This window comes from Prevotella sp. AM34-19LB, assembly GCF_003468525.1.
Lineage (GTDB): Bacteria > Bacteroidota > Bacteroidia > Bacteroidales > Bacteroidaceae > Prevotella.
In genome coordinates this window covers 29,520-42,167 of record NZ_QSIG01000009.1, presented here as the reverse complement: position 1 = coordinate 42,167, position 12,648 = coordinate 29,520, and the positions used below count along the sequence as shown (strand labels likewise).

6 protein-coding genes and 1 pseudogene are annotated in these 12,648 nt (G+C 43.8%); all 7 read left to right on the top strand.

The window, feature by feature from the left end:
* Positions 1 to 57: 57 nt before the first annotated feature.
* A complete protein-coding gene (locus DW830_RS04470) occupies positions 58 to 2,577 on the top strand; it encodes a glycosyl hydrolase family 8 (RefSeq protein WP_119249039.1) in 2,520 nt (839 codons plus the stop codon).
* A 12-nt stretch (positions 2,578 to 2,589) separates the two neighbouring features.
* The gene (locus tag DW830_RS04465; RefSeq protein ID WP_119249038.1) at positions 2,590 to 3,294 is read left to right on the top strand and encodes an acetylxylan esterase; all 705 of its coding nucleotides are present in this window, start codon (positions 2,590 to 2,592) and stop codon (positions 3,292 to 3,294) included.
* A gap of 20 nt (positions 3,295 to 3,314) precedes the next feature.
* Complete coding sequence (locus DW830_RS04460; protein ID WP_119249037.1) at positions 3,315 to 4,805, top strand: family 43 glycosylhydrolase; 1,491 nt, start codon at positions 3,315 to 3,317, stop codon at positions 4,803 to 4,805.
* A gap of 50 nt (positions 4,806 to 4,855) precedes the next feature.
* Positions 4,856 to 7,461 (top strand): annotated as a pseudogene (gene xyl3A / locus DW830_RS04455) (xylan 1,4-beta-xylosidase).
* 86 nt (positions 7,462 to 7,547) lie between these two features.
* On the top strand, positions 7,548 to 9,041 hold the full coding sequence (locus tag DW830_RS04450; RefSeq protein ID WP_119249036.1) for an RHS repeat domain-containing protein: 1,494 nt from the start codon (positions 7,548 to 7,550) through the stop codon (positions 9,039 to 9,041).
* A gap of 8 nt (positions 9,042 to 9,049) precedes the next feature.
* Entirely contained in the window at positions 9,050 to 9,544 is a 495-nt protein-coding gene (locus DW830_RS04445; RefSeq protein ID WP_119249035.1) for a hypothetical protein, read from the top strand.
* 1,495 nt (positions 9,545 to 11,039) lie between these two features.
* Positions 11,040 to 12,611: an ATP-binding protein gene (locus tag DW830_RS04435; protein WP_119249033.1), complete on the top strand. Its 1,572-nt coding sequence runs from the start codon at positions 11,040 to 11,042 to the stop codon at positions 12,609 to 12,611.
* Positions 12,612 to 12,648 lie beyond the last annotated feature (37 nt).

Genomic DNA, 12,648 nt, shown 5'->3' with positions numbered 1-12,648 from the left:
ATTAGGGGGTGTTTTGAAAAAAACACTCCCTTTTTTCTTCTTTAAAGGAATTTGCGTATGAAAACATGGATGTGTGCAATGTTGATGACAATGGCGGTAGGAGCATCAGCCCAAAACCCGATTATCAGCGGACAGTATTCTGCTGATCCTACGGCTCGCGTATTCAACGGGAAGATGTATCTTTATCCTTCTCATGACATTCCGAGTCCTATCGAGAAACTGAAGGAATGGTTCTGCATGGCAGATTATCACGTTTTCTCTTCTACCAATCTTACTGAGTGGCAGGATCATGGTGTCATCGTTTCGCAGGATAAAGTACCTTGGGTACAGGATGGAAGCTATACGATGTGGGCTCCAGATTGTGTGGAGAAAGACGGGAAATATTACTTCTATTTCCCTGCTGCTCCGAAAGGGGAGGAGAAGGGATTCGGAATAGGTGTGGCGGTTGCCGACCAGCCTGAAGGACCGTTTATGCCGATGTGGAAACCCATAGAGGGTGTGCACGGCATAGACCCTTGTGTGCTGATAGATAAGGACGGACAGGCTTATATCTACTGGGCGGGAGCAGGTTTGCACATGGCTAAGCTGAAACCAAACATGATGGAACTTGCCTCGGAACCAAAACTGGTAGAGGGGTTGCCTGAGGGATTCAAGGAAGGCCCGTTTGTCTTCGAGCGTAACGGCAAATATTATTTCACCTTCCCTTGGGTACGTGAAAAGGATGGAACCGAAACGCTGGCTTATGCCATGGCTGACCATCCGATGGGACCTTTCACGTTCAAGGGCATCATCATGGATGAGTCGCCTACGAAGTGCTGGACCAATCATCATAGCATCGTGGAATATCAGGGACAGTGGTATCTCTTCTATCATCATAATGATTATTCGCCTAAGTTTGACAAGAACCGCTCGGTGCGAATCGACTCTCTGAACTTCAATCCTGACGGAACGATACAGAAGGTGATACCTACACTAAGAGGTGTGGGATTGACGAAGGCACGTTCGCATATTCAGATTGACCGTTATTCTGCGCTGCAAGGCAAGGGTATTGGTATTGAATATCTGGATAAAAACAATTGTTTTGCCGGATGGAAGACTCTCTTCTCTAAATCGAATACAGCTCTTATATATAATAAGGTGGATTTCGGTAATGAGAAGGTGGAAGAAATCACCGTTCGTGCCAAGTCGGTTAAGGGCGGTGTGCTCGTAGTCAGAGCCGATGGCAAGAAGGGTAATATCATCGCTAAGGTGAAGATTCCGAAGTCGGCAGGCTGGAAGAATGTCCGTGCCCAGGTGCTCCATGCTCCTCTAGGTGTCCATGCTCTACACGTATCCTTGCAGAGTGGTGCCGATGTAGAGGTAGACTGGCTGGGATTTGCTGCTTTGCCTTGGGATAAAGGAGCTTTCGAAACTCATCAGTATCGCAATCTCTTTGCCGAGATGGGCTATAAGCAGGCTGATATTGACAGGAAGGTGAACGAAGTATTTAATGATGTATTCTATGGTAAGAACAAGGTTTATTTCGAAGTGGGCGATTCCATGGGATATGTCAGCGATGTGAAGAACAATGATGTGAGAACCGAGGGCATGTCGTATGGAATGATGGCTGCCGTGCAGTTTGACAAGAAGGACATCTTCGACCGCCTCTGGCGATGGAGCAAGAAATACATGCAGCATCAGGAAGGACCTTATAAGGGCTATTTCGCATGGAGTTGCAAGACTGATGGAACGAGAAATGCGCAGGGAGCCGCATCGGATGGTGAACTCTATTTCGTAACTTCGCTCATCTTTGCATCCAACCGATGGGGCAATGATACGGGCATCAACTATCTGAAGGAAGCGCAGAATATTCTGGATTGTAGTATGCAGAAGGTGGGAATGGACCGCACAGCTCCGCTCATCAATCTCGAACATCAGCTCATCACCTTTACGCCCGATCATTGGGGTGGGAAGTTTACCGATCCTTCTTACCATCTCCCTGCCTTTTACGAGGTTTGGGCTAAATGGGCTAACGATGGACGTTCTCAGTTCTGGAAGAAGTGTGCTGAGAAAAGCCGTGAGTTCCTGCATAAGTGCATCAATGAGAAGACGGGCTTGAACCCGGACTATTGCAACTATGATGGCAGTCTGATGAAGACCGGTCGGTTGTTGGGAGATGCTTTCCGTTATGACTCATGGCGAGTGCCTATGAACATAGCGCTCGATTATTCCTGGGCTTGTAAGGATAAGGAGTGGCAGCAGAAATATGCCAATACGCTGCAGAACTTCCTGTATAGTCAGGGCATTGATTCTTTCCTGGACCAGTATAATGTAGATGGAACGATGGTAGAAGATATTCTGCCGGCAGGTACGGCTCCTAAGGCACTCCGCCATTCCATCGGTTTTGTTGCCACTTCGGCTGCGGCTTCATTGGTCAGCAATCATGTGAAGGGCAGGGAATTCGTCAGTCATTTCTGGAATGCCAAGCATGAGCCAGATAAAGCAGGCTTCTTCGATGGCTACTACGACGGACTGTTGCGCCTCTTCGCCTTCATGCATCTGAGTGGCCGTTATCAGATTATCAAACCTCAAAAATAAAAAGAATAGTCTATGAACAACTTTTTCAATAAAATAGTAAGATTGTTTTGTTTATGTGTATTCCTTTTTGGACATTCCTCTGCGGATGCCCAAAATAGGAATTTACCTGCAGACATCAATCCTTATTTCGGACCAGTCGGCAAGCAGGCTGTCATGCCTAATGCGGCTGGCTTTATTCAGAGATGGTTGCTCCTGGAGCCAATCTCTATGCCGGTCAAGAGCAATGTCGTTTTTACTGATTCTTATCTGAAGGAGATATTCCATAAGCAGTATTTCCCTAAACAGATGGAAACAGTTCCTAAGGATGGAGCCGTCGTGAAGGTGGGTAAGGAAAAACTGAAATGGCATGCGCTGGACAGTAAACTGTTTAATGTGAAGCTCTTCCGTTTCGCTACTTCGTTTAAGAAGTCCAAGTATGGTGTCTTGTTCTGGGCGGTTACCATCATCGATTGCCCTGAGGACATGAAAGACGTCCGCTTGTCTGTTGGCTCGAATGGTGCTTCCATGTGGTGGCTCAATGGTGAGGAGGCGGTGATGCTCGAAGGCGACCGAAGGATGGTTCGTGATGATGTGGTTTCTAAGAAACTTACCTTGAAGAAAGGTAGGAATATTCTTCGTGGTGCGGTAATCAATGGTCCTGGTATGAGCGACTTCTGTGTCCGATTCATCGACGGACAGGGCAAGCCTGTCAGAAACCTGTCTATTCACGTGAAGTAGTGCAATCAATAAAGAAAGTTATGAAACAGAACAATATATTTTTCAGATATTTTAGCCCGGTTGCTGCTCAGCAGAAACTTTATGCCGCTGCTTTGGTTGCCTTGTTATCTTCCTCTGCTTACGAGGCAGAAGCCCAGGTGGGTGAACCTTTCATTCATGATCCTTCTACCATTGCCCAGTGTGATGGAAAGTATTATACCTTTGGAACGGGTGAAGGTGGAATCTGGTCGGAGGATGGCTGGACCTGGCAGGGTGGTGCTGTTCGTCCCGGCAGAGGAGCGGCTCCTGATGTGTTGAAGATTGGCGACCGTTATCTTGTAGCCTACAGTGCTACGGGTGGTGGATTGGGAGGCAGTCATCGCGGTGATGTCCTGACGATGTGGAACAAAACGCTCGATCCGAAATCGCCTGATTTTAAATATACTGAACCGGTGGTGGTAGCCTCATCCTTGGATGATGAAGACTGTGATGCCATTGATGCGGGCTTGTTGCTCGACCCTACTACTGGCAGACTCTGGCTCAGTTATGGTACCTATTTCGGATTTATCCGTCTGGTAGAACTCGATCCGAAGACGGGTAAGCGGATGGAAGGCAACGAACCCGTCAATATTGCCATCGACTGCGAAGCTACTGATTTGATTTACCGCAATGGCTGGTATTATCTTCTCGGCACTCATGGCACCTGTTGCGATGGTCCTAATTCTACCTACAATATCGTGGTGGGACGTTCGCGAAAGATAACCGGTCCATACGTAGATAATTTGGGCAGAGAGATGTTGCAGGGCGGTGGAAAGATGGTGATTGCTGCCAACAATCTGAAGACGGGTCCCGGTCACTTCGGACGCTATATCGAGGAAGAGGGTGTAGAAAAGATGTCATTCCACTATGAGTCTGATTTCAGACAGGGAGGACGAAGCGTATTGGCTATCCGTCCTTTATTGTGGAAGAACGACTGGCCTGTGGCTGGTGATGAATTTCATGCCGGAACCTACGAGATAGAATCGGAACGAAGAGGCTATGCCCTGGAGATTGCCGTAGATTTCGTGAGAATGCAACGTGATATCGAACCTTTCTGGATCAAGCCGACCAAGCCTCTGAAGAATATCGAACCTCAGACATTGAAGGAGGTAGAGGCAGAATGGCCTAAGGGCGAGGTGAAGGTAAGAATGAACGATTATATGTTCCGTCCTCATCAGAAGTGGAGTATCATGCCTGCCGGAAAGGGTGGTTATCTGGGTGGTCCTTATTATAAAATCTGCATAGAAGGCACTACTCGCTATCTTACCGCAACCGCTCAGCATGATATCATTGCCAAACCTGAGTTTACGGGTGAAGATGCCCAGCTTTGGCGTATCGAACAGCTCACCGATGGCACCTATCGCATCATGCCTAAGGCTGTGCCAGGCACTGAAGAGAAACTGGCATTGGTTTCACTCGGCGACTGTACTCCAGGCTTGGCTCCCTTCGATTTCAACAGCGACAATTCTAAATGGAATTTCAGGCAACAATAAATTCATGATGAATCCCAATTTAATATACTAATAGCTTAATAGTAATTACAATGAACAAAAAAGTTATATACGCAGCTTTGATGTTTGTGCTGACTATGTCATCCGGCAAAGCCTCAGCGCAGCAGTTGCCTTATCAGAATCCAGCCCTCTCGGCTCATGAGAGAGCGGTAGATTTATGTGGTCGTCTCACTTTGGAAGAGAAAGCTTCTCTGATGCTGGATGATTCGCCGGCTATCCCACGATTGGGAATCAAGAGATTCCAGTGGTGGAGCGAAGCACTGCATGGTGTGGCGAACATGGGAGATGTAACCGTCTTTCCGGAACCTATCGGAATGGCAGCTTCGTTTAACGACAGAATGGTGTATAGAGTCTTTGATGCAACATCTGATGAGATGCGTGCCAAATGGAATGAACTGCAGCAGAAGGGAGGAGATGTAACCCGTTTCCATGCTTTATCTGTCTGGACTCCAAACGTGAATATCTTCCGTGATCCTCGCTGGGGACGTGGACAGGAAACCTATGGTGAGGATCCTTATCTTACCAGTAGGATGGGATGTGCCGTGGTGCGCGGATTGCAGGGACCTGAAGATACGAAATACCGCAAACTCTGGGCTTGTGCCAAGCACTATGCAATTCATAGCGGACCAGAATGGGCTCGCCATACAGACAATATTACCGATGTTACACCGCGCGACCTTTGGGAAACTTATATGCCTGCCTTCAAATCACTGGTGCAGGATGCCAAAGTGCGCGAGGTGATGTGTGCCTATCAGCGTTGGGATGATGAACCATGCTGCGGCAGTACCCGCCTTTTGCAGCAGATTCTCAGGGATGAGTGGGGATTCAAGTACCTGGTAGTTTCCGACTGTGGCGCTGTTACTGATTTCTGGGAGAATCATAAGGTTTCGAGCAATGCCAGAAATGCGGCTGCCAAGGGCGTGCTGGCTGGTACAGATGTGGAGTGTGGATATAATTATGCATATAAGTCTGTGCCTGAGGCTGTAGAGTATGGTGCCTTGACTGAAGATGAAGTTGATAAGCATGTGATTCGTCTGCTCGAAGGTCGTTTCGATTTGGGCGAGATGGATGACAACAAGATTGTATCATGGTCGAAGATTCCTGTATCGGTGCTTTGCAGTAAGGCGCATCGCCAGCTCTCGCTCGATATGGCTCTGCAGACCATGACGCTGCTCCAAAACAATAATGAGGTTTTGCCTCTCAATAAAAAAGTAAAGAAGATTGCTTTCATCGGACCGAATGTGGATAACGAACCGATGATGTGGGGAAACTATAATGGTACTCCACGACAGACAATTACCATCCTGGATGGTATCAGGAGTCGTTTGAAGAAAAACCAGGTTGTCACCTTTAATGGATGCGACTTGGTGAACGACCAAGTTTTGAATTCTTACTTCGACCAGTGTAGCATGGATGGCAAGATGGGCTTTAAGGGCACTTTCTGGAACAATCGTGAAATGAACGGTAAGCCTGTTACCATCACCCAGGAGAAGAATCCTGTGCAGGTAACTACCTATGGTCAGCACTCCTTCGCTCCTAATGTGAAGCTGGTGGGCTTCTCTGCAAAATATGAAACCGTGTTCCGTCCTAAGCAGACAGACAAGGTGTTGCTCGACGTGGCTGGTTGCGGTCACTACGAGGTTTATCTGAATGGTGAGAAGAAGGCAGAGCATTCTATCTGGCGCACTACCGAGAGTCGTATCGAGTTCCAAGCCGAGAAAGGCAAGGAGTATAAGATAGAGATTCGCTATCACGAGATGCCTAACTATAATGCGGACATGAAGTTCAATATCGGGCATGAGAATCCTATCGACTATCAGGCTTCGCTCAAGCAGTTGAAGGATTGCGAGACAGTAGTCTTCGTAGGTGGCATCTCTCCACAGTTGGAAGGTGAGGAAATGCCTATCGAGATTTCTGGCTTCAAGGGTGGTGACCGCACCAACATCGAATTGCCTAAGGTTCAGCGCAATTTCCTGAAGGCTTTGAAGGAGGCGGGCAAAAAGGTTGTCTTTGTCAACTGTTCGGGTTCGGCTATCGCCTTGACTCCAGAGACAGAGAGTTGCGATGCCATTCTCCAAGCTTGGTATCCTGGTCAGGAAGGTGGAGAGGCAGTGGCTCGTGTACTCTTCGGAGAGTACAATCCTGCCGGCAAGTTGCCTATTACGTTCTATAAGAATTCAGAGCAGTTGCCTGATTTCAAGGATTACAGCATGAAGGGTAGAACCTATCGTTATATGAACGATGCCCTCTTCCCATTCGGATATGGTTTAAGCTACACTTCTTTCCGTATGGGTGATGCTACACTTTCCAACTCTATCTTGAAGAAGGGTGAGAAGATTACGCTGAAGGTACCGGTAAGCAATGTAGGAAAGAAGGATGGACCGAGGTGGTGCAGGTGTATGTGAAGGATCCTGCCGATACCGAAGGACCATTGAAGAGCTTGAAGGCTTTCGAGAGAGTGGAGGTGAAGGCTGGAAAGACTGCTGAGGCTGTCATCACGCTGGATAGCAGAAACTTCGAACTCTTCGATGCTGCAACCAATACCGTCCGTGCCAAGGCAGGAAAGTATGAGGTTTATTACGGCAGCAGTTCGGCTGATAAGGATTTGAAGAAGATAATGGTAAATTATGAATATTAAGAAAAATCTGACTAAGAAGGCAGGCTTACAAGTGTAGGAGACCATTTAGATGTTTTGCACAGATATTCATATAATTTCAAACGAAAATGAAAATTGAAAGAACTTTAAGTATCATGTTGTTTCTTTGTGCCTTGGCCATTTCAGTCAAGGCACAAAGTCCTACTCAAAACTATGTGATGAGTAAGGACGTGCTTGACGTCGATGGAACTCACGCCATAACGACTGTTACGTATTATGATGGTTTGGGGAATCCTGTGGAGACAGCAACCAATGGTCTTGGTGGTATGGGAAAAAACAATGGGACGTTTGGTCTCATAGACGACTTAACGTACTCATACAACGGCAACCAGATAAAGGCAATCAGCGATAAGGCTGGTAGCTTACTCTATAATGGTTCCTTTGATTTCAAGGATGGAGCAAATGCGGACGTGGAGTATTTCTATGATGCCAATGGCGCATTGGTCAAGGACTTGAACAAGGGCATCAGCAATATAGAGTATGATATTCTTGGTAACTTGAAGCGCATCACTTTCTCTAATGGCTTCAAGACGAAATATATCTATGATGCAGCAGGCAATAAACTGCGAACCACTCATGAGTCAGTCGTGGCAAACACGACTGATTACATTGGCAACTTCGTGCTCGAAGATGGAAAGCTATCTAAGTATCTCTTCGATGGTGGCTATTGCTCCTTCGATAACAATCAGAATCCAAGTTTCCATTATTACGAGAAGGATCATCTCGGCAGTGTAAGGATGGTGGTGAATGAGAATGGTACGATAGAACAAGTGAATCATTACTATCCATTCGGTGGAGTATATGGCGACTTGTCATACAAAGGCGAGTTGCAAAGAAACAAGTACATCGGCAAGGAGTTCGACCACATGCATGGGTTGGATTGGTATGACCATGGGGCTAGAATGTATGATGCGGCAAGATTGGCTTGGGATAGGATGGAGCCTTTGTATGACAAATATTACCCTCTTAATACTTATTTGTATAGTGGAAATAATCCGATTAATTCTATTGATGATGATGGTAATAGAATTATTGTGTGGTATAAAGACAAAATCGGAAATGATCAATCTTTCGTTTTTACAGGACAAGAAACGAAAGAATTACCGCAGAATCAATTTGTAAGGGACTTTATTCAGGCATATTTTTACAATATAAATAATGGTGGTGGTAAGGCAATGCTTGAAGCTGCAAAATCTCAGGTTGATTTTAATCTGTTTAATGCTTTAGATTTAAAAGAAAATGAGAGCTATTATCAAAATAATGGTCGCAAAGATAAATATGTAGTTTGGCAATCTCGTCAAGGACTTCTTTTAAGTAATGGAGATAAACAATCTGCTGCAACAATTTTGGAACATGAATTTGCTCATTACGTTGATGATGTGCTAAATCACAAAAATCATAAAGAAAGGGAACAAACTAAGGATTATCAATATGATAATAAAGAAGAAAAACGAGTTGTTACCGGATATGAAAGTTTAACAGCAAGAAAAAATAAAGAGGGAATTCGTAAAAATCATAAGGGGAAAAATTTTCCAACGAAGAACTCTTTTAGTATAAAATAAAAAAGCGTATGAAGAAATTATTTTTTTGCATATTTATGTTGACATCTTGTTCTTTAAAAAAGGACATTATGGTTTCTTACCTTTATGATGGGGTGGAGACTCCTTTTTCTGTCGAACCCAAAAAATTTGATTCAGATTTTCAACATTATAAAGTTGATATGTCTTATATACCTAAAAATGAGTTTGATAGTATTTATAATGGTTTTAAAAAAACAAATGATAAAAAGATAGAAGAATTTGATGTGCGTTTTAGCGTAAAAATTGGCAATGCTAAATATTATATTAATCGCTGGTTTGATGTTGTAAATGTTCATCATGATAGTATTTCTGTAAATCCGCGAGTCATATATCTGTTAAGACAATATTCTGGATTTTATAATTACATAGAATCAGAAGATTTAGTGTCTCCTGATATAAAATTATATGGTATTCCAAAAAATTACCAATATATGTATCCTTCTAAAAAAAGAGGTAAAAAAGTAATATTGTACCCTCAAAAGTGAATGGGTGAGTTTGAATTATTGTGAGAAGTAATACAATGCAGATTTGTATGGACTATATAATAATTGGTAGAGATGGAAAAAATAATAAAGTTTTTTGGGCGCACCAGTAAATTCCTGTGTCTATAATGTGGGATTATGGAGGTAATTTCGTATCCTTGCACCCGGAGTTGAGAAGAGTGGATAGAAGATTCAGGCGGTGGATAGAAAGCTACTTTCAAAAACGCCCTTCATCCTTCACCAATCAGGTATAAATATCTAATAGTTAGATGTTTATACGGGTGAAGGGTGTCGCTGACCCTTCACCACCCTTCACCACTCTTCACCAAAGGTGAAGTTGTACGACTATAAAGCTACGATTGTACAACTATAGGGTGTATAGTTATACGACTAAATGGGTTATAGTTGTACGACAACAAGGTGTTCCCACTAGGCTCGACTGAGGTGCTGACTGCAGTTAGCAGGTCTGCCGAGCCTAGTGGCAACGTTGGAGAAGTTACTTCCTTGCACCCGGAATGATACTTTCTCCAACCCGAGAAGATACTCTTTCCGACATGGTAAGAAGCTCTTTACAACTCGTAAAGATGCCTATCCCCCACTGGAAAAATATAGAGACTTACTTCCTAACCGATGGAAAAAGCAGTAGCAGCATTTGTTTAATCAGCTGTTACTGTTTTTTTGAATTATGCAAGGTATAAACGCGGAGCCGCTTACCACAGTATGCGAAAAGCCAGTTTAACCCTGTTTTAAACATCAGAAAAAGTCATTTTAAACATAGCAAAAATGCATTTTAAATATCGCAAAGAATCAAAAGGATATTGCCCAAAAATGAGTCCGATATTTGGGCACTCGTTGCCCGCGTTATGGGCAGTGGTTGCCCAGCACAGGGGCTGTCGATGCCCACTTGGTGGGCTACGGATGCCCGTGTAACGGGCACAGGCAGACCAACCGAAGGGCATAGAGGGACCATCTGATGAACTGAATTTTCCTGATTTCAGTAGACACTTTTTTACTTTATAAACTAGAAAGGTAGACACTATCAATTTCATAAAACTGAAATAGTAGACGCATTAGCTAAAAGTGCAGTCAATGATACTTCTATGATACATCAATGAGACTTCTCGGCGCTAAAACAGAGAAGTCTCATTGTTGCTAATTCTTTATATAACAAGTGCTTAAGCCATATTTTTCAAACAAAAATGAGACTATGAGACTTTTTTCGCTAAAAAACTTTTTCACGTAAGCGATCGGCACCTATAAAAGATGAAAAACTCCCAAAAAGTTTGGAGATTTAACCAAAACACCTCATCTCATTTTATGACGCATCCTCTTCTTACTTGTTACATCCTATAAACTCTTTGATAAACGTTGATAAAGTGATAAAATTCCCTTCAAGGTATTGGATACACAGATCAATACAGAATAAATCCCGAAATCGCTTGGCGGTTTCGGGATTTTTGCTTATCTTTGCCAACGTTAATGGTAAATAGTTGATAATATGGCAACGAAGTTATATCCAATAGGCATGCAGACCTTCTCTGAGATTCGAGAGGAGGACTTTCTCTATGTAGATAAGACGGAGTACATCTATCGTATGACTCATACGAGTGGAAAGTATTTCTTCTTGGCGCGTCCACGTCGTTTCGGAAAGTCACTCCTCGTCTCTACTATGCAGAGCTATTTCGAGGGAAAGAAGGAACTCTTTAAGGGGCTTGCCATCGAAAAGCTAGAAAAAGATTGGACGGAATATCCTGTGCTTCATTTTAGTTTGGCAGGTGGAAAGCACATGGAGAAAGATCAATTGGTGCGCTATCTCTTATATATATTAAAGGTAAATGAAGAAAAATTTTGCATCGTCAATGAGTCTCCCGACCCGAATGTCCGTATGCTTAATTTAATAAAAACGGTATATGAGCAGACTGGGCAGAAGGTCGTTGTGCTCATCGATGAATACGATGCTCCTTTGCTTGATGTGGTACATGAGGATACTAGTTTGGGCGTCTTAAGGGAGGTGATGCGCAATTTCTATAGTCCCCTAAAGGATAGCGACCGTATGCTGCGTTTCGTCTTCTTGACAGGCATCACAAAGTTCTCGCAACTTAGTATCTTCAGTGAACTCAATAATATTACAAATGTGAGTATGGATACAGAATATGCTGGCATTTGCGGCATTACCAAGGAGGAACTTGTGACAGAAATGCATGAAGATATTCAGCAGATGGCAGATGTGTTGGGCTTGTCGTATGATAAAACTTTGGAAAAGTTGAAGGAAAATTATGATGGCTATCATTTCGCTTGGCCTTCTTCTGACATATTCAATCCATATAGCTTGCTCACTTGCTTTTCAAAGCGAAAGGTTGATTCCTATTGGTTTGGCTCAGGCACTCCTACCTATCTCCTTAATATGATGCGAAAATATGACTTTACACCGATTGACCTGGGTGAACAGATGGATGCGTCAAAGGATGATTTCGATGCAGCCACTGAGACGATGACTACTATCATGCCTTTGCTTTATCAGAGTGGTTATATCACAATCAAGAATTATGATCCGGAAACGGAACTCTATACCTTGGCTCTGCCAAACAAAGAAGTGAGGATAGGTTTGTATCGCAGTATGTTGCCGCATTATTTGGCGGCAAAGTCTGCAATGTGCAATACGACCGTGGCCAAGATGTCGGCTCTTATCAATAAGAGTAACATGGATGGTGCTCTTCAGCTATTGAAAACGTTCTGGGAGACGGTACCTTATTGCGATAATACCGATTATGAGGGGCATTATCAGCAGACAATGTATATCATCTTTGCCCTGCTTACGAATTTCCGAATATTGGTGGAACAGCATACTTTCCGGGGAAGAACAGACATTACGATGGAAACAAAGGATACCATCTATGTGATAGAACTGAAATTTAATAAGTCGGCACAAGAGGCTCTTGACCAAATCAACAACAAGCATTATGCTGATGCTTTTGTTCTAAGAGGCAAAACCGTGGAAAAGATTGGTATGAACTTTATGATTGATGAAGATAAGACTATCGTATTGGATTGGTGGAAGTTTGGGGAGTAAGATAAACTTAATAAAGTTTTTGAAACATTCTATAAAG

Excerpts from the sequence above, each read along its gene's own strand:
- DW830_RS04470 (WP_119249039.1), top strand. The coding sequence starts at position 58 with ATGAAAACATGGATGTGTGCAATGTTGATGACAATGGCGGTAGGAGCA.
- DW830_RS04465 (WP_119249038.1), top strand. The coding sequence starts at position 2,590 with ATGAACAACTTTTTCAATAAAATAGTAAGATTGTTTTGTTTATGTGTA.
- DW830_RS04460 (WP_119249037.1), top strand. The coding sequence starts at position 3,315 with ATGAAACAGAACAATATATTTTTCAGATATTTTAGCCCGGTTGCTGCT.
- DW830_RS04450 (WP_119249036.1), top strand. The coding sequence starts at position 7,548 with ATGAAAATTGAAAGAACTTTAAGTATCATGTTGTTTCTTTGTGCCTTG.
- DW830_RS04445 (WP_119249035.1), top strand. The coding sequence starts at position 9,050 with ATGAAGAAATTATTTTTTTGCATATTTATGTTGACATCTTGTTCTTTA.
- DW830_RS04435 (WP_119249033.1), top strand. The coding sequence starts at position 11,040 with ATGGCAACGAAGTTATATCCAATAGGCATGCAGACCTTCTCTGAGATT.